Origin of the sequence: Sulfurimonas aquatica, assembly GCF_017357825.1 — a bacterium.
Classification (GTDB): domain Bacteria; phylum Campylobacterota; class Campylobacteria; order Campylobacterales; family Sulfurimonadaceae; genus Sulfurimonas; species Sulfurimonas aquatica.
The window spans coordinates 960,528-979,095 of sequence record NZ_CP046072.1 but is presented as its reverse complement, the minus strand read 5'-3'; the positions used below and the strand labels follow the sequence as shown (position 1 = coordinate 979,095).

The following is an 18,568-nucleotide window of genomic DNA, read 5'->3' as shown; positions in this document are numbered from 1 at the left end:
ATTACACTAATACTTTTTTGCAAAATGAATGGTAATCGCCCTTCATTCCAATTGGCTCTGAGTTTCTAATAGCTGATACAGTTCTAATAGAACCATAAGCTTCATCAAGACCAAAGCCATTACCTTTGAGTATTTCTTCATAACTTCTTGTATGTAAGTCTGTAAAACCACCACTAAACTCGATCTCATCACCATCTACAGTAATAGAACGGTAGGTACGTATTCCTTTGGCTTTTACGTCTTCTGGTAAATACTCATAGTTTACGGAAAGAAACCATCTAACGGTCGCATTTTTAAGTTTAAAGTATCCAGCGTTTGTATCTGGCGTTTTAATATGGACGATATTTTCTTCAACATCTCCAAATATCCAACAGAGCATGTCATAGAAATGCACACCAATATTAGAAGCAATTCCACCAGACTTTTCTTGATTACCTTTCCAAGAAGTGAAATACCATTTACCACGAGATGTAAGGTATGTTAAATCTATATTGTAAACCTTATCTGGATTTTCTACTAATTCTTTGCTTACCTTTTCTTTTAAAGCGACAATAGAGTCATGTAAACGCAACTGTAGGATGTTGTATACTTTTCTACCTGTCTCTTGTTCTATAATTTTCAATTGATCTATATTATGTGGATTAAGTACTAGAGGCTTTTCACATATAGCGTCAGCTCCGCTTTTAAGTGCAAAACGTATGTGTGAATCGTGTAAGTAGTTTGGAGATGTTATTGCCATATAGTCAATTTTATTGTTTCCATCCCTTCTCCACTTATCTACAAACCTATCAAATCTTTCAAACTCAGTGAAAAAAGAAGCTTCAGGAAAATTACTATCCATTATTCCTATTCCGTCGTATGGGTCAAGTGCTGCAACAAGATTATTCCCAGTCTCTTTTATTGCTTTCATATGTCTAGGAGCGATATATCCTGCAGCTCCAATAAGTGCAAAGTTTTTCATATTACAATCTCCAAGAGGGTTTTTTTACTATACCCTTCACATCCATTATTACACTCTCTCCAGACAAAATAGACTCATAATCCTTCATTTCTAATGTAATGAATTCCTTATGAGCAACAGCTACAACAATAGAGTCATACTTTTTATCCTTCGTAAATGGGTTGTCAATTACTCCATGCTTATAGTGTTGTTTTTTCTCTTTTGGATCGACACATGGATCATACACATCTACATTACAATCATAAGATTTTAGCTCTTCGATAATATCTACTACCTTTGTATTTCTCATGTCAGGACAATCCTCTTTAAATGTTACACCCAAAATTAATACATTAGAGTTCTTGATTTTTTTATCTTTTTTAATCATCTCTTTTATCGTTTGTTCTGCTATATATTTACCCATGCTATTGTTTATCTGTCTTGCACCTAAAATAAGATTTGGTTTATATCCTAACTCTTCCGCCTTATATGTAAGGTAATATGGATCAACACCTATACAGTGACCACCAACGAGACCAGGTTTCAACTTGATAAAGTTCCATTTAGTTGCAGCGGCTTCTATTACTTCATTTGTATCAATCTTCATTGCACTAAATATAAAGGAGAGCTCATTTATTAAGGCTATATTTACATCGCGTTGTGTGTTTTCTATTACCTTACTAGCTTCAGCAACTTTTATACTAGAAGCCTTATATGTTCCAGCAGTAATTATAGACTTATAAAGTTCATCAACTTTGTTTGCTATTTCTGGAGTTGAACCTGATGTGACTTTAAGTATTTTCGTAACTGTATGCTCTTTATCTCCTGGATTAATCCTCTCAGGAGAGTAACCACAAAAAAAGTCTTTATTAAAAACAAGTCCGCTTATTTTCTCAAGTTCTGGAACACAGACATCTTCAGTTACCCCCGGATATACAGTTGATTCATAGATAACAATATCCCTTTTTTTTAAGACCTTCCCTATCATCTGAGAAGACTTTATAAGTGGTGTTAAGTCTGGAGTATTTGTAGAGTCTATTGGTGTTGGGACTGTGACTATATAAATATTGCATGCTTTAATATCTTCAACATTTGCTGTAAAGCTAATTCCTGATTTTAAAGCATCTTGAATTTGTTCATTACTTAACTCTAGCGTTCTATCAAAACCACTATTTAATTCACTAATTCTCTCTTCATTAATATCTATTCCTACTACATCATACTTTTCACTAAAGGCATGCGCTAAGGGCAAACCAACATACCCAAGTCCAACTACTCCAATCTTTATCTTCATTTTACTTCTTTTTTAATTTATTTTTTAAAATAATCTTTCCGCTCTCAACACCAGGCTGATTATAAGCATCTATGTACATAAATTTTGCACATACAGAGGTAAGTAACTCATACTCATACATTAGACTTGCTATCGCATACTCTGTAACGCCATCTATACTTATCACGTCACATGGAATATCCCCTAGGTTATTTATAGACTCTATTGTCGCGTCTGCTTGTTTGTTTATAAGTGAAGAGAACTCTATGTTATCTAGATAGTCTAACTCTTCAAGTCCTTTTAGTTTTACTGGAGGAATTTTTAGGTGATTGTAAAAGTTATCTACTTTGACTACTGTGACTGTCTTATCGCGTTTGCCTTCTACTATAAGCTGTAAAAAGGAGTGCTGATCTATGGGCCCTATAATTCCTACAGGAGTAAGACCTTGATTTGTCTTATTTATATCTACCTTACCAAGTGATTCACCCCAAAGTTGTATATACCATTTGTTGAAACCCTCTAAACGCGAAGAGTATGAAAAAACTACGTTAATGTTAAAACTATTTTTATACTCTACAAAAAATCTCGCCTTTTTTAAGATTCTTTTATACTCCGCCTCTTTATAAAAAAACGAATCATGTACCTCTTTTGTTCCACGAAGCAACTCATCTATGTCTATGCCAACAATTGCTAAAGGAACTAATCCTACAGCAGAAAAAACGGAAAATCTTCCACCAACGTTTTTAGGAATCTCAAATGTTTGCATATCATTAGCTTTAGCATAAGTGTTAAGTTTTGAGTCATGTTCTGTAATTATAAGAGTATTTGTTTTATCGATTTTAACAAGTGAGTGAATATATTTAAATATTGAAATTGTCTCAACAGTAGTTCCAGACTTCGATATCACTATAAAAAGAGTATCTTCTAGGTCTATCCCTTCAAGCTTTGACTGAATATCTATTGGGTCAGTAGTTTCTAGAAAATAAAGATGTTTACTAAGTTCCTTAGAGTGTTTTAAAAACTTATATATTGCATAAGTTCCAAGTGTACTTCCACCTATTCCCATCACTACAACGTTACTCTGCTTCACACCTTTTGCATACTCTTTAAAAGAAGTTGTATCTTGATGTGCAAGATTATAATAGCCAATATGCTCTTTCTCTTTTAGTATCTCTATAAATACATCTTCATCAGATATGCTTGGATTATAGTTGTCATTGTAGTTCATGAGTTAAAGTTCCTTTTTCATTATTTCAATTTTTTCACTGTAAAAACTAATATCATCAATTTTATCATATTTAAAAGCACCTTTAAGTAACAGAGTATATTTTTTTATAAGTTCTACTATTATTAGTTCTTTTTTCTCGATATCGTTACACTCTAAAAGTTTTTCAAGTGATGCAACTCTAAACCTATCCATACCCCAGTGTTTAAAACTTAACTGATTCTCATGTCCTGCATATTTTTTGATAAGTTTTTTATCTACTAATCCTATTTTATGTTCTAACGATACTCTTAACCATAGGTCATAATCTTCACAAACTTCTAGATTTTCATCAAAGTTTCCAATTAATTCAAGTAGTGATTTATGAATAATTACAGAAGATGGTGCGATATTGCAATATGAAAGCGACTCTTTAAAAATCTCTCCTCCATGCTTTTGAAACTTCTTTGGTATTTTTACCTCTTTAGCGTCTCTAATCCAAATCTCGTTGGTATAACTTATTAAATAATCTTTATTTTTTTTATGAAAGTTTACTTGTTCTTCAAGCTTCATCTCTACCCACTCATCATCTGAATCTAAAAATGCCACCCACGCAAAACTTGCGTTTTTAATACCTAAGTTTCTAGCAGATGAAACACCGCCATTTTCTTTATAAAAGTATTTAACATCAGGAAAGTCAATTTGTATATTTTGAGTATTGTCAGTTGAGCCATCATCGATGACTATTATTTCTTGAGGAGCATAAGTTTGAGCATAAACGGATTTTAGCGCCCGTTTCAAAAACTCATATCGATTATATGTAGGAATTACAACCGATATGTTCATTTATAGATGTTTACCAAACCTTAAGTTCATTGTAAACGCTATCACGTTCAACTGGAGAGAAACCACTATTTTTGATTAATGCAGTAAAATCTTCTAGATTAACGCCATTAGCGCTCTTTGCGCCTGCCGCTGAGTTTATAGACTCTTTTTCTATTGTTCCATCAAGGTCGTTTGCTCCGAACTCTTGCGCGACTAAGGCAAGGTTTACGGTAGACGTTACCCAATAAGCTTTTAGGTTAGGAACGTTATCTAAAACTAAACGCGAGACTGCCATAGTTTTTAGTACTTCATTTGCAGTGATAGGAGCTTCTATATTTAAGTAATTGTTTTCTGTCTGATAAACAAGAGGAATAAAACAGTTAAAACCGCCTGTTTTATCTTGAAGCTCACGAATTCTCATCATGTGATCAATTCTATTTTCGCGAGATTCTACATGACCAAAGAGCATGGTCACATTGGATTTTTTACCGCGTTCATGCCATTTTCTATGTATCTCGAACCACTGATCAGACGTCACTTTTCCTTTGCATATCTTATCTCTTACTTTCTCGTCAAATATTTCAGCCCCACCGCCCGGCATAGAGTCAACGCCATTTTCAATCATCAAGTCTAAAACCTCATCATAACTTAACTTATGATGACGAGACAAGAAATCTACCTCAGCGGCAGTTAATGCCTTTACATGGATGTGAGGATACTGCGTTTTAATCTTTTTAAATATTCCTAAGTACCAATCAAGCGTAACGTTAGGATTATGCGCGGAGACTATATGAACCTCTTTAGCTCCATTTTTATCTATCTCTTCAACTATCTTGAGTATATCTTCATGACTCATTGTATACTGATTGGGATTTTTACGAGTAGCGGAGTATGCGCAAAAAAGACATACATCCGCACACACGTTTGTTGGGTTAATATGGCGGTTTATATTAAAGTAAGTTTTATTGCCATGTAGCTCTTTACGGCATTTGTCAGCAAGGTCGCCAAGCTCAAAAAAATCCATATCATAAAGTTTTAGAGCATCTTCAAAGTTTATTCTATTCATATTTTATATACCTTATTTTATTAAATCGAATTATATCAGATTAATTTTGGAAGTTTCCATTGATACTTTATAGCAAAGAGTCGCATAACGATACCAAAGACTAAAAGAGCGATAGTACTAGGAGTATTCAAGCACTCAAAAGTTTTACACAACCAGACTAAAAAGCCTAAAACAATAGCTATAGTTCCATAAAAATCATTTGTTAAAACAAAAGGCACTTCATTCATAATCACACTACGAATAATTCCCCCACCAACAGCGGTTAAAAATGATAAAAAGACTACACCAGCAAGGTTAAACCCTGCATCAAAACCGACTATTGCACCAGTAAACGCGAACATGCTCAGACCTATGCTATCACTCAAGTGAAAGATTATATTGTCTGTCAGTTTTGTATGCTTATGCAGTTTAAATACGTATGCGATGATTATAGTTACAAGGACTATAGTGATTGGATACGTTGCATGAAATATAAACGGTATTCTATCAACAAGTAGGTCACGAACTACACCCCCACCAAAAGCGGTAATAAATGTTAGAACCATCACTCCTAATATATCAAACTTAGCACGTGCGGCTAGGATATAGCCAGAGAGACTAAACGCGATGGTACCGATAATATCTAAGATAACTGTATACTCTATCATTAAACCCTCTAAAGCCCTGGTGCTTGCCACATAGAAGTGGTAATGTTTTCATCTACTAAATTTAACTGTGCCCTGTAAGCACTCTGCCATTTTACTTTTATCTCATCATATATTTTTTTATTTTTCAGGTTTGGCTCATATGTTTTATCCCAAACTACAAGTTTTTCAGCTGCATCCTCAAGCGAATCATATATTCCAGAGCCCACTCCAGCAGCCATAGCAGCTCCAAGAGCCGTTGCTTCAGTCACCTTAGGGATTTTCACTCTATATCCTGTGACGTCTGCAAGTATTTGTGACCAAAGAGCTCCTTTACTCCCTCCTCCTGCAAAAACTATCTCTTGTATCTCTATCCCACTAAAAGCTTTTATATTTTCTAGATTAATGCTAGAGACTATGGCAGCATTCTCTTGTAAACTTCTAAACATTGAAGCTCTGTTACACACCTCAGCATCAATGCTCAGGTTTAAAAAACTAGGTGCAGCATGGTACCATTTAGAGTACTTCATAGAGTCAGAAAATATAGGCATAATTCCATATGAACCTACGGGAACTCTACTCGCCTTTTCCTCTAGTACTTCATATACGTCTATATCTCTCTCTTTAGCTTCTAACTTTTCCATATCGCAAAATGCGTCTCTAAACCATCTCATTACAAGACCTGAGAAAAATGTAATGCCTTCGGCTTGAGAGAGTCCATTTATAACATGAGGGTTTACTCGTATATTCATATCTTTAGGAGGTGGCGTTTGACTTGGTATGTTTACAACTTGCTGCCAAAAAGATCCACCAAGCACTGCAACCTCTCCAGCTTTAACAACTCCAAGACCAGCAGAACCAAGCTGAACGTCGCCTCCACCCATTACCACTTTTGTAGAAGTTGAGAGTCCCGTCTCTTCGGAAGCTGCTTCAGTTACGTTTCCCATCAAAGTTCCAACTTCTAAAACACTTGGAAATATATCATCTTTGATGCCCACTTTTGTAGCCATCTCACTCATCCAGTCCCGTTTAGCCAAAGAAAATATTCCCGTAGTTCCACCATTACTTGGATCACTAGTAATCACACCTGAGAGACGAGCTAAAATCCAATCTCCTATCATAGAGATATGCGCTACTTTGTCATAAAGTTCAGCTCTGTTATTTTTAAGCCACATCAAACGCGGAAGAGCCCCAAGAGCAAAAGTTTGTCCACTCTCTCTATAAAATTCCTCCTCTATACCCTCAAAGTTCTCTTTTAGATACTTAACTTCTTCACTCGCTCTGGCATCAACGTTTGCAACTGCCCAAATCTCTTTGTCATCACTATCATAAAGTACAATTCCCTCTCGCATACTTGTAGCACTTAGCGCTACAATATCCTTAGTATTAATTCCAGCGTCAGAAATCGAGTTCTTTATACACTCGCACACCAAATCCCAATTTGACTCAAAATCAAAACTCATAGAGTTAGCAACGCCCTCTTCTTCAAGGTGTGTCCACTCTTCTTGGGCCACTCCAAGTTGATTTCCTTGAGTATCAAATATCACAGCGCGAACACTACCCGTTCCTGCATCTATGGCCATGAGGTATTCCATTTATTTCCCTTATGTATCTACTCTATCCAAGCTATATATCTAGTCATTTTACAAGACAAATCCTCCCTACGGTCTGAGCTTGAAAAACAACTAGATATATAGCTTTTTGAATTTTTCTTTTAGAGGCTCGTGAGCTAAGAGAGGATTTGTCCTCTCAAAGGAAAGTTCTAAAAGCGATGAAACTATTTGATAGCCAAAACTATTTCTTAAGCTTGGCCTGCTCTAATTCCCAGTACTCCATCTCAAAACTATCTTTAAGACTTATACTCTCATACCCACCAAGCTTATCGGCTCTTAGAACAGCTTTCATAGTATGTTCTACTATGTCATTAACTATGGCTGCCTCTTTTTTGTTCTTTCCAAAAGAAATAACACCAATGTTTTTTATCACCATATAGTTTGGCGCCGCGTTTAGCATAATCTCATCTGTGGCAAACGTATCAAAATACTCTTTATATGAGTCCATATATCTTTGAAGTCCAGCTTCTAAGTCTGTATCTTCCATAATAAGTGGGATTCGCTTAGTTCTTATAATATGCTCTGGCGTTAAAACGCCACGAGAGGCCAACTCTCTTAAGTTCTCTTGTGAAGCATAATGGTTCGCTAATGGCGTTTGGTTAATGTTGAGTGAAACGCTATAACCTTTTAATTCAGATATAGCCTCAGTTATTTTTGACATGTCGCATTTAGTACTGTTAAACTCACTCGAAATCTCTAAGATCGCGTTTTCGTCTAAAAACTCTTCCCCAAGAGTTACCGCATCTATCATCTTCTCATATGAAGCTTTAGCGTCTTCATCAAAAGTAAAAATTCCATGGTTATGTAAAATTATCCCATCTAAAGTTTTCCAATCAATACCTTGCGTTAGTTTGTAAATAGTATGCGCTAGTATGAAGCCAGGCATTACGTAATCAACTATTAAAAAGTTTGGAAAGAGTTTTTTGATACTCTCCTTACCTGTTTTAGAGTTTGATATAGTCACAATAGCGTCAGCATGCGTGTGGTCTACAAATTTAAAAGGGATTAAGGCATGTAATATAGCTTCAACTGATGGATTAGGAGCAGAACTGTCTATCATAGCCGCTTTTTGTCCACTTACCATCTCACTATCACTCAGTTTTTCCAACTTTGCCATCTCTAAAAGAGTATCTAACTTAACTGGTGCAAAACCCTCAGCCTTTATGCTTACTAAGTCCCAACCACTCCCTTTAACAAAAAGTATATCTTCACCATCAACCTTACTCTTTACAGAGGTGTTTCCACCACCATGAAGTACTAGCTCATCACTTTGACCTAAAAGGTTTGACGTATACACTCTTAAATCTAAATCACTTTGACACTCTTGCGCTTTTTTATCATCAAATAAATTTTGCATTGCTTAGCCTAAAACTTCGAGTTCATCTGAATATTTATCATCACAATATGGCTCATACGAAGACTTGTATACTTTATAGTGTGCTGAAGCTTTATGCCCATCAAGTGCAGCTTCATCTCTCCAAGTCTCTACTGCCATAAATCTTTTTCTATCTTTTTCATACTGAAATATCTCATAAAATATACAACCATCTTCTGCCTTGCTAGGGATTACCATTGCTGTGAGGAGTTCTTTCATCTTCTCTTCACTCCCCTCTTTGGCTATAAATGTTACACTCTTAGTAATTGTCATATTATTTAGTTCCTTATTGCATAATTTTTAATCTAAAAGATTATATCAAATTTAAATAACTATAATATACTCTATAAAAAATACAATCGAGATTTAAAGATGAATTTATTAGCCGAAATAGAAGACGTCATAGATGAGAATGGTTCAGACTTTGAACTCTCTAAACTTTTTAAACAATATATAAAAGAGTACAAAGAGTCACTTCCTGAACTTTTTACAAAAAATCAAGGAAAAGACTTTTTAGTAAAACATACAAAAGCCTTAGACTCCATCATATCAACTATGTATAAAACTATACTTAGACGTATGTTTGGAGACTATCTTCCCATGAGAAGCTCCATTCCCATAGCTGTAGTCGCACTTGGAAGTTATGGCCGTGAACAGCTCTGTGTACATAGCGATATAGACCTACTTATAGTTTTTGAAGAGGTAGAGGGTTATAACACTCAGCTTATTATAGAAAAGCTATTTTATCTAGCGCTCGATGCAGGTCTCAAACTTGGACATCGTGTTCATGAAACAAAGGACCTCTTCAGAGCCGCTAATGAAGATATCACGATTCGTACGTCATTAATGGAGTCGCGTTTAATAATAGGTTCTCCTTTTACTTGGGGATCAACGCAACGTGAACTTACAAGACTAAGACTATATAATCAAAAAGAGTTCCTTCTTGCAAAAGTACAAGAAGCTCAAATAAGAAGAAAAAAATTCCCAATTTCAATGGAGCCTAACATAAAAGAGTGCGTTGGAGGTCTTCGCGACTCACATCTTCTTCACTGGATTTCTCATACCATTTATGGAACAGATAGTCTTCGTGAACTCTCAGGTAAACTCTTTCAAGAAGACTCTTATAAAGAGTATAGAATTGCGCTAGAACTTCTTTATCGCGTACGAAGCGCCCTTCACCTTGTCACTGGTAAACAGGAGGACACTCTTAGACTTGAGTATGTTCCAAGCGTCGCTAAATTACTCGGAATAAAAAATCAAAAAAAACTCTCTTCAAAGGTTATTGAAGCGGGATGGAGAATAGATAACTTCACAAGAATATTTACGAAAAAGATGATCCGTCCATATATCTATGATAAAGAGATGATTCCCACACTTAGGAAAAACAGAATACAAAAAGGCGTATATGAGTTTAACAATAGAATATATGTCTCGTTTAGCTTAAAAATCCCTCATATAAATAGACTATTAGAACTCCTTATAAGCTTAGAAGATAAAGTATATAAATTCGACGCTGGTTTTTTAAGTAAATTTACATACTCTAAAATATCACATCCTTTAGAGAAAAAAACCTATTTACTTTTAAAACAACTTCTTATGAAACAAAATTCCTATAGCTTTTTAAGGCTCTTTTATGATGCGGGTATTCTCCATGAACTCTTTCCAAACTTCAGAAAAGTTTTACATCTGCCTCAGTTTGATGGTTATCACCACTATCCAGTAGACATTCACTCTATAAAATGCGTTGAGTCATATGAAAATATTAAAGAGCCTTTTATAAAAGATTTATATGATACGTTTACCCAAGAAGAAAAACTTTTTTTAAAAATTGTTGTATTTTTTCACGACACTGGAAAAGGCAGAAAGCAAGACCATAGTGAAGTTGGAGCAAAACTCATCGTTCCATTTGCTAAAAAGATGGGACTCAAACAAGACTCTATAGATCGTGCAGTAATACTTGTAAAACATCATATTCTCATGAGTAATGTGGCGTTTAAAGAAAATATTCATAATGAGAAAACGCTCTATAAGTTCATGTCAAAAATCGAAAACGTTAAAAACCTAAACCTTTTATATGTACTAACCTATGCAGACATAAATGGTGTTGGAGGTGACACATATAACTCTTTTAACTCTAAACTACTATATGATCTTTATCAAAGTTCTCTTGAAGTAGCGCAAAATAGCGACAGAATCACCGATGCAAAAAAACGCCTTATCATAGAAAAAAGAGTTCAGAATCTTAAAGAGTTTAAAGAGTTGCCTAGAACATTTGGTAAAAAAATTCTTGGAGTTGAATCAAATCTATTTTTCTTTAAACATACACCAATTGACATCTTAAATATTGCTCAAAAAGCTAAAGAGACAAAAGAGTACAGCTTTATAACTAAGGCGGATAAATCTTTAACTATTGAGATATACAGACGTGTTCCACTAAATCTTGGCTTTTTACTCGCTTCACTTTCTCACCTAGATGTTGCTTCAATGGAAATCTTTACACTCTTTGATGGTATAAAATATTTTAAAATTGACTTTATAAAAAATATTGATGGAAGTGAACTTATAGCACTTGAAGAGATTATTCATGCATCCTTTGACATGGATAAAGTTATAAGTGTCAAAAGTATAGAGATAAAAAGAGAAGAGATAAGTATAGATTGTGAGCACTCTCTAACTCATGCTGAAATTTCTATTCATACTGCAAATCAGCCTGGACTTCTCGCTTATGTGATGAACTGCTTTGAAGAGTTAAAAATAAACATCATAACCGCAAAAATCCACTCTACAAAAAAGAAAGTAAGAGATAGTTTTTTAATGGACAAACAGAGCAATATATGCAATAATGTCGAAGATATTTACGAAAAGTTGTCAAAATAAGTTATTAAAGGTTTTATATGTGTGGAATAGTCGGTTACTTGGGTGAAAAAAATTCTAAAGAGATACTTCTTAGTGGCTTAAAAGAGTTAGAGTATCGTGGGTACGATTCCGCTGGAATCGCAGTACTTCAAGATGGTGACTTTTCGAGTTATAAAGCTATAGGCAAACTAGTAAACTTAGAAGAAAAAACAAAAGATTTTGTCACAGATAAATTTTCTATAGGAATTGGTCACACAAGATGGGCAACACATGGAAAACCAACAGAGTTAAATGCACATCCACATTTAGGTGAGAGCTCTTATGTTGTACATAATGGAATAATCGAGAATTATGCTGAGTTAAAAAAAGAGCTTCAAGAGAGTGGTGTTACTTTTTTAAGCCAAACAGATACAGAAGTTATTGTTCATCAGTTTGAGAAAAATCTTAAAAACACAAAAAATGCATTTGAAGCCTTTAAAAACACTATAAAAGAGCTTCAGGGTGCTTATGCAATTTTACTTGTATATAAAGGTGAGAGGGAGAGTATCTTTTTTGCCAAAAATGGCTCTCCGATGTTAGTTGGAGTTAATAAAGAAAATGAAAAATACTTTGCTTCTTCTGACACTCCTCTTATAGGACACTGTACAGATGTAAACTACTTTGAAGATGGCGACTATGGCTATGTAACTCCTAATGAACTTGTCATTTTTAATTCAGATGACGAACTTCAAAAACCACACTTTACAAAACTCTCAACAAACAAACTCTCAGCTCAAAAAGATGGATATAGATTTTTTATGGAAAAAGAGATTTATGAGCAAGCTGATGTTATAACGGACACGCTTCTAGGGCGCTTAAGTGTGGACAGTGTCATTTTTGATGAGTTGGATAAGTCACTATTTGAGGGGATAAATGAGATAAAACTTTGTGCTTGTGGAACGTCTTATCACTCTGCTCTAAGTGCTTCATATATGTTTGAACGCTACTCTAAAATAAAAACATCTGTTGAAGTAGCTTCAGAGTTTCGTTATAGAGAGCCAATAATGACAAACGACACACTCTTTATTGTCATTTCACAGAGTGGAGAGACTGCCGATACGCTAGAGACTCTAAAGATGGCAAAAAAAGCTGGCCTAAAAACTTTAGTCATTTGTAACGTTGATAACTCTTCAATGGTGCGCCTTGCTGATTCTTCTATTTTAACGCGAGCGGGAGTTGAAAAAGGAGTTGCATCTACAAAAGCCTTTGCTACACAAGTAACGATTTTTTGGATGCTCTCACTTTATGTAGCAAAACTAAAAAATTCCCTAACAAGCGATGAGATAGCTTCACAGATACACCTTCTTCGCGAAGTTCCAGCTTCTGTAAAAGTAAGTGATGCTATGCATGAGAAAATAAAGAGACTCTCTAAACGTTATTTACATGGGCATGGTTTTTTCTTTATTGGTAGAGATGTTTTTTATCCTCTAGCTCTAGAGGGTGCACTTAAGCTAAAAGAGATCTCATATCTCCATGCTGAGGGTTATCCTAGTGGAGAGATGAAGCATGGTCCTATTGCGTTGGCTGACCCTGAACTCTTTACTATTGCCTTACTCCCACAACATCTACTCTATGAAAAATCAAAAAGTAATGTAGAAGAGTTAAGTGCAAGAGATTCTACTATATGTGCAATCAGTCCTATAGAGTTTGACAAAGCAGATGATTATATTAGAACAAAAGAACATGCTCATTATATGTTAGAATTTTTTGAGATGATGGTTGCAGTTCAACTTCTTTCACTTGAGATATCTATCAGATTAGGTAATGATGTTGATATGCCAAGAAATCTAGCAAAAAGTGTTACCGTAGAGTAAACATAGCCTTATTCTCATTTTATTCATTCTAGTTTTATATTAGTTTTGCTAATATAATAGGGAAAATCAAAATAAAGTGAATCTGCATGCGAACAAAATCTAAACTACTCTTCATCGTCACCCTGATGCTCCTAGCACTAGGTGGAGCAACTATCATAAATGTGTCATTAAATTTTCGTGAGTATAGCATCAAAGATGCTGTACAACGTGCAAGTACAACGGCCGCTATAGTTAAAGATGGCTTAACTGCACACATGGTAAATGGTATTATGGACAAACGCCAATACTTTTTAGATCAAATATCAAATAATAATGACGAAGTTAAAGATTTATGGTTAGTGCGTTCAGAAGCTCTATCAAAACAGTTCGGAGATGGCTTTTATAGTGAAACTGTTAGAGACGCGATAGATGAAGAGGTACTCAAAACTGGTAAAATGGTTCAAAAGATAGATGAATCTACAGGTAACATAATTCTAAGAGTATCCATTCCATATACGGCAACTATTAGTGGTGGAGAAGCAAACTGTTTAAAGTGTCATGATGTACAACGTGGGGACACTCTTGGTGCTGTAAGTATAAGTTTAGATATCACAGATATGCGTAGCAGTGGAATGATGACTATCCTTAAAATTCTAGCTATAAATATACTCTTTATAATCATAGTTCTTATACTTATCAACCACTATATATCACCATATATGCAGCTCTTTTCAAATATGCAAAAAGGAATTAAAAAAGCGTATAGTGGAGATTTCACTCATGAGTTTGAAACTACAGTAAAAGGGGATGGAGCGAATATAGTATCGCAACTTAATACTCTGTTTCATAAAATGCAATCCACTTTTGGAGATATAAAATATAATCTCTCTACTTTTATTCCTCAAGGGTGTGTCTCATCTGCTGACCCACTTCATGAGGCGAAAACTATTATCGGAGAGTTATCTGATATCTATAAATTTAAAAAGACAATAGAACTTGACTCATCAAAAAGCTTAGTATACTCAAGAATTGTAGATGTACTGAAAAATAAATATAATCTACTTGATTTTACATTTTATGAAGTTTCTGTTATTCAAAACACACGCAAGGTTATATATACAACCAAAAGCAGTATATGTAATGAAGAAGTTAATAACGAGGCTTCACTTTGCCGTGCACATAGAACTAAAACAGATGTTATATCTACGGAGTTTACTGACCTATGTAAAACATGTAATTCAAGAAACCTTGAGTATGTATGTATACCATTTAATATAAATGAAGATAATGCACTTATTATCTCGATAGATAATTTAAATAATGATGAAGTAAGTAAAGTAAATGTATTTATTCCAAGCATCAAGAACTATTTAGAAGCTGCTAAACCAGTTATTGAGAGTAAGATTTTAATGGCAAAACTTCGCGACACATCTCTACGTGATGGAATGACTAGTCTATATAACAGAAGATTTTTAGAAGAGTTTATAGATACATTAGTTAATCAAGCACATAGAAAAGATGAAACTTATAGTGTTTTAATGCTTGATGTTGACTTCTTCAAAAGTGTTAATGATACTTATGGGCACGATATTGGTGACAAAGTTATTGTTGAGATAGGGAAACTACTTAAAGAAAGTATCCGAGAAGCTGATTTAGCAATAAGATATGGTGGAGAGGAGTTTGTCGTTATGCTTCACAATGCTGATGACGAAGGTACTCTTAAAGTTGCTAATCTTATACACTCTGCATTCTCTGAGCTTGTTTTTGATGTTGGTAATGGAGAGACTATCCAAAAAACTATGAGTATAGGTATCTCAAAGTACCCTACCGATGGTGATACTATCTGGAAGTGTATTAAGTTTGCTGATACTGCTCTATATGTTGCTAAAACTACGGGAAGAAATAAAATAGTTGAGTACACGATAGAGATGTCAGAGAGTGATGAGCTACGCTAACCTTTAAGGTATAAAAACTTCTACTAGATGATTGGGGATTCTCTCAATTATCTTCTCCATACACAATCAAGCAAGATAGCCTCAAATGAACTTTACTTCAATATAATATCAAGTTTATTACATCATGAGTTTAAAGGTATTAGAAAATTTATTTAAAAGAAGTATTTTTTATGAAGATAGAAAAAGAAAAAGAATTGAAGATATAAATTTTAAAATAGAAATAAATCTATTTTAAAATAGAGAAGATGGAGCTGTCAGACTAGTGACAACCACATCCTGTACCACAACTTTCGTCGCTTGCTTTAGGTGCTGGTGCAGCAGCAGCCGCTCCAGTTGAACATGCACTTACTCCTGGAGGTGTAGTTGGTTGTACACCTTCATTGTTAGCACCACCATTTGCATTTACTTCTTCTATTGTAGCCCAAATAGATTCTGCAGCAGCTAAGTAACGCTTAGCAGATTCAGAAGATGGGTTAACAAAGGTAATTGGCTTACCTTCATCTCCACCAGTACGGATACTTGGCTCTATTGGAATTTCAGCAATTATTTTAGTATTAAACTCATCTGCCATTGGCTGAGCTGTACCTTTACCGAAAATGTCATACTCAACACCAGTATCTGGTGCGATAAATCCACTCATATTCTCAACGATTCCAGCGATAGGAATGTCAAGTTTTTGAAACATGTTTAGTGAACGACGAGAGTCATCCAAAGAAACACCTTGTGGTGTAGTTACTGTGATACCAGCAGTTACAGGTACTGCCTGAGCAAGTGAAAGCTGAGCATCACCAGTTCCTGGAGGCATATCTATAACTAACACATCTAACTCTGACCATAAGATATCACGTAAGAACTGCTCTATAGCTTTCATGATCATAGCACCACGCCAGATAAGAGCTTGTCCCTCTTCCATAAGTGCACCCATAGACATCATCTCGATTCCATAAGCCTTAATAGGAATAACTTTATTTCCATTTACTTCAGGCTTCATACCGTCTACACCCATCATACGAGGAATATTTGGACCATAGATATCAGCATCTAAAAGACCAACTTTTTTACCTTGTGCAGCAAGAGCAATAGCGATATTAACAGATGTAGTTGATTTTCCAACTCCACCTTTACCAGAACTTACCATTAAAAAGTTTTTAATCTGTGGAGCAATATTTTTGCCTTTAGAAGAACCTTCTCTTGGAATTACTGGAGTTTTAATATTACAATTTATAGCTGATGCACCAGCACTTTTTAGTGCTGCTGTTGCCTCATCTTTTAACTGTTGTGCTACTTCTGGAGCACTAGAAGTGATATCAATAGTTACACTTACATCAGTTCCATTTATTTCTATATTATTTACAAAACCAAAAGTTACAATATCCTTAGTAAAACCTGGATACATAACTTTTGAAAGTGCTGACTTTACAATTTCTTCAGTCATTATGTTTATTCCTTATGTTAAATTTTATAATTTCGACACTTTAGCGTATCTAAATAAGACAAAAATTGTCTTATTTAATACTCTTCATATTTAAAGTTGCTTTTATATATTTATATAGCTTCTCTAAATTTTGCATCTTCAGCTAGTTTAGCATCAGCAGCAATCTGAGCAATCATCTCTGGATTGTCCATAATTTCTTGAGTTATCTTGTAAGAACAAAATTTTGGTCCACACATAGAACAGAATTCTGCTTCTTTAAATACATCTTGAGGAAGAGTTTCATCATGATATTCACGAGCACGATCTCCATCAAGTGCTAATTCAAACTGTTTTTCCCAGTCAAATGTATAACGAGCATCACTCATAGCATCATCAACATCTCTAGCACCTTTACGACCTCTAGCAATATCAGCAGCATGAGCAGCAATTTTGTAAGCAATGATACCTTCACGTACATCATCAGCATTTGGAAGACCTAAGTGCTCTTTTGGCGTTACGTAACATAACATTGAAGCACCATGCCATCCACCAACAGCTGCACCAATAGCAGAAGAGATATGGTCATATCCAGCTGCAATATCAGTAACTAATGGCCCTAAGATATAAAAAGGAGCTTCATGACAAAGTTCTCTTTGGATTTTCATATTACGTTCAATCTGATTAATAGGCACGTGACCTGGACCTTCAATCATAACTTGAACATTTTTTTCCCAAGCTTTAAGTGTAAGTTCACCAAGAACTTTCAACTCACCAAGCTGAGCTTCATCAGAAGCATCTGCTAAACAACCAGGACGTAGTGAATCACCTAGAGAAAGAGAAACATCATACTTAGCACAAATATCTAAGATATCATCAAATGCAGTATAGAAAGGATTTTCTCTATGGTAGTGCATCATCCAAGCAGCCATTAAAGAACCACCACGAGAAACGATTCCCATTTTACGTTTAGCTACCTTAGGCATAGTCTCAAGTAAGAAACCTGCATGGATAGTAAAGTAAGAAACACCTTGTTGTGCTTGACGCTCTAAAACTTCTAACATAACTTCAATAGTTAAATCTTCGATTTTATTTCCAACATCGTGTAGAATCTGATAGATAGGTACTGTTCCAATAGGGATTTTTGAGTTATTTATAACTGCTTTACGAATCTCATCTAAATCACCACCAGTTGAGAGGTCCATTGCAGTATCTGCTTTGTACTTCTGAGAAACTTTCATTTTCTCAACTTCATCTTCAATGTCAGCTGCAATTGCAGATGAACCAATATTTGCATTTATTTTACAAGTACTTGCAATACCAATAGCCATTGGCTCTAGTGACTCGTGATTAACATTCGCAGGTATAATCATACGTCCACGTGCTATCTCACTACGAACAAGCTCAGGAGATAAATCTTCTATTTTTGCTACATATTCCATCTCGCCCGTAATAATGCCTTGCTTTGCATAGTACATCTGTGTGCGAACAGCATCATTTTCACGCTCTTTTAACCATAAAGATCTCATAATTTCTCCTAAATAATATATTTTACACTAAACTATATGTGGCAATATAATCAAATAAAGTTAATC

Annotated in this window: 14 protein-coding genes; 3 read left to right on the top strand and 11 right to left on the bottom strand. The window is 35.0% G+C overall.

Features of this window, described 5'->3' with window-relative positions; all coding sequences use genetic code 11:
- Position 1: 1 nt before the first annotated feature.
- The 9 genes from GJV85_RS04705 to GJV85_RS04665 all read right to left on the bottom strand — a co-directional run bounded on the left by GJV85_RS04705 (position 2) and on the right by GJV85_RS04665 (position 9,192).
- Positions 2–961 carry a Gfo/Idh/MocA family protein gene (locus tag GJV85_RS04705; protein WP_207562717.1) on the bottom strand — a complete coding sequence of 320 codons (960 nt, stop codon included), beginning with the start codon at positions 959–961 and terminating at the stop codon, positions 2–4.
- A 1-nt stretch (position 962) separates the two neighbouring features.
- Positions 963–2,234 (bottom strand): nucleotide sugar dehydrogenase, encoded by a 1,272-nt coding sequence (locus GJV85_RS04700; RefSeq protein WP_207562716.1) that lies wholly within the window; start codon positions 2,232–2,234, stop codon positions 963–965.
- 1 nt (position 2,235) lies between these two features.
- Positions 2,236–3,441 carry a glucose-6-phosphate isomerase gene (locus GJV85_RS04695; RefSeq protein ID WP_207562715.1) on the bottom strand — a complete coding sequence of 402 codons (1,206 nt, stop codon included), beginning with the start codon at positions 3,439–3,441 and terminating at the stop codon, positions 2,236–2,238.
- Positions 3,442–3,444: 3 nt separating this feature from the next.
- A complete protein-coding gene (locus tag GJV85_RS04690; protein WP_207562714.1) occupies positions 3,445–4,263 on the bottom strand; it encodes a glycosyltransferase family 2 protein in 819 nt (272 codons plus the stop codon).
- Positions 4,264–4,273: 10 nt separating this feature from the next.
- The gene (gene mqnE / locus GJV85_RS04685) at positions 4,274–5,308 is read right to left on the bottom strand and encodes an aminofutalosine synthase MqnE (RefSeq protein ID WP_207562713.1); all 1,035 of its coding nucleotides are present in this window, start codon (positions 5,306–5,308) and stop codon (positions 4,274–4,276) included.
- A 35-nt stretch (positions 5,309–5,343) separates the two neighbouring features.
- Positions 5,344–5,955, bottom strand: a complete 612-nt coding sequence (locus GJV85_RS04680; protein ID WP_207562712.1) for a trimeric intracellular cation channel family protein — start codon at positions 5,953–5,955, stop codon at positions 5,344–5,346.
- An 8-nt stretch (positions 5,956–5,963) separates the two neighbouring features.
- Entirely contained in the window at positions 5,964–7,526 is a 1,563-nt protein-coding gene (gene lsrK, locus GJV85_RS04675) for an autoinducer-2 kinase (RefSeq protein ID WP_207562711.1), read from the bottom strand.
- A 199-nt stretch (positions 7,527–7,725) separates the two neighbouring features.
- Positions 7,726–8,901: a class II aldolase/adducin family protein gene (locus tag GJV85_RS04670; protein WP_207562710.1), complete on the bottom strand. Its 1,176-nt coding sequence runs from the start codon at positions 8,899–8,901 to the stop codon at positions 7,726–7,728.
- A gap of 3 nt (positions 8,902–8,904) precedes the next feature.
- Positions 8,905–9,192 (bottom strand): putative quinol monooxygenase, encoded by a 288-nt coding sequence (locus tag GJV85_RS04665; protein WP_207562709.1) that lies wholly within the window; start codon positions 9,190–9,192, stop codon positions 8,905–8,907.
- Positions 9,193–9,291: 99 nt separating this feature from the next.
- Here GJV85_RS04665 and GJV85_RS04660 point away from each other — a divergent pair, with 99 nt between their 5' ends.
- The 3 genes from GJV85_RS04660 to GJV85_RS04650 all read left to right on the top strand — a co-directional run bounded on the left by GJV85_RS04660 (position 9,292) and on the right by GJV85_RS04650 (position 15,562).
- A complete protein-coding gene (locus tag GJV85_RS04660; protein ID WP_207562708.1) occupies positions 9,292–11,796 on the top strand; it encodes a [protein-PII] uridylyltransferase family protein in 2,505 nt (834 codons plus the stop codon).
- 17 nt (positions 11,797–11,813) lie between these two features.
- Positions 11,814–13,628, top strand: a complete 1,815-nt coding sequence (gene glmS, locus GJV85_RS04655) for a glutamine--fructose-6-phosphate transaminase (isomerizing) (RefSeq protein ID WP_207562707.1) — start codon at positions 11,814–11,816, stop codon at positions 13,626–13,628.
- An 86-nt stretch (positions 13,629–13,714) separates the two neighbouring features.
- On the top strand, positions 13,715–15,562 hold the full coding sequence (locus GJV85_RS04650) for a GGDEF domain-containing protein (protein ID WP_207562706.1): 1,848 nt from the start codon (positions 13,715–13,717) through the stop codon (positions 15,560–15,562).
- 259 nt (positions 15,563–15,821) lie between these two features.
- Here GJV85_RS04650 and GJV85_RS04645 read toward each other — a convergent pair whose 3' ends face one another.
- Together GJV85_RS04645 and thiC are read right to left on the bottom strand one after the other, a co-directional pair.
- Complete coding sequence (locus GJV85_RS04645) at positions 15,822–16,997, bottom strand: Mrp/NBP35 family ATP-binding protein (protein WP_207562705.1); 1,176 nt, start codon at positions 16,995–16,997, stop codon at positions 15,822–15,824.
- A gap of 110 nt (positions 16,998–17,107) precedes the next feature.
- Entirely contained in the window at positions 17,108–18,502 is a 1,395-nt protein-coding gene (gene thiC, locus GJV85_RS04640; protein WP_207562704.1) for a phosphomethylpyrimidine synthase ThiC, read from the bottom strand.
- Positions 18,503–18,568: the final 66 nt, after the last annotated feature.

Bases quoted from the DNA above. Each gene is read 5' to 3' on its own strand.
- GJV85_RS04705 (WP_207562717.1), bottom strand. From the start codon at position 961: ATGAAAAACTTTGCACTTATTGGAGCTGCAGGATATATCGCTCCTAGA.
- GJV85_RS04700 (WP_207562716.1), bottom strand. From the start codon at position 2,234: ATGAAGATAAAGATTGGAGTAGTTGGACTTGGGTATGTTGGTTTGCCC.
- GJV85_RS04695 (WP_207562715.1), bottom strand. From the start codon at position 3,441: ATGAACTACAATGACAACTATAATCCAAGCATATCTGATGAAGATGTA.
- GJV85_RS04690 (WP_207562714.1), bottom strand. From the start codon at position 4,263: ATGAACATATCGGTTGTAATTCCTACATATAATCGATATGAGTTTTTG.
- mqnE (WP_207562713.1), bottom strand. From the start codon at position 5,308: ATGAATAGAATAAACTTTGAAGATGCTCTAAAACTTTATGATATGGAT.
- GJV85_RS04680 (WP_207562712.1), bottom strand. From the start codon at position 5,955: ATGATAGAGTATACAGTTATCTTAGATATTATCGGTACCATCGCGTTT.
- lsrK (WP_207562711.1), bottom strand. From the start codon at position 7,526: ATGGAATACCTCATGGCCATAGATGCAGGAACGGGTAGTGTTCGCGCT.
- GJV85_RS04670 (WP_207562710.1), bottom strand. From the start codon at position 8,901: ATGCAAAATTTATTTGATGATAAAAAAGCGCAAGAGTGTCAAAGTGAT.
- GJV85_RS04665 (WP_207562709.1), bottom strand. From the start codon at position 9,192: ATGACAATTACTAAGAGTGTAACATTTATAGCCAAAGAGGGGAGTGAA.
- GJV85_RS04660 (WP_207562708.1), top strand. From the start codon at position 9,292: ATGAATTTATTAGCCGAAATAGAAGACGTCATAGATGAGAATGGTTCA.
- glmS (WP_207562707.1), top strand. From the start codon at position 11,814: ATGTGTGGAATAGTCGGTTACTTGGGTGAAAAAAATTCTAAAGAGATA.
- GJV85_RS04650 (WP_207562706.1), top strand. From the start codon at position 13,715: ATGCGAACAAAATCTAAACTACTCTTCATCGTCACCCTGATGCTCCTA.
- GJV85_RS04645 (WP_207562705.1), bottom strand. From the start codon at position 16,997: ATGACTGAAGAAATTGTAAAGTCAGCACTTTCAAAAGTTATGTATCCA.
- thiC (WP_207562704.1), bottom strand. From the start codon at position 18,502: ATGAGATCTTTATGGTTAAAAGAGCGTGAAAATGATGCTGTTCGCACA.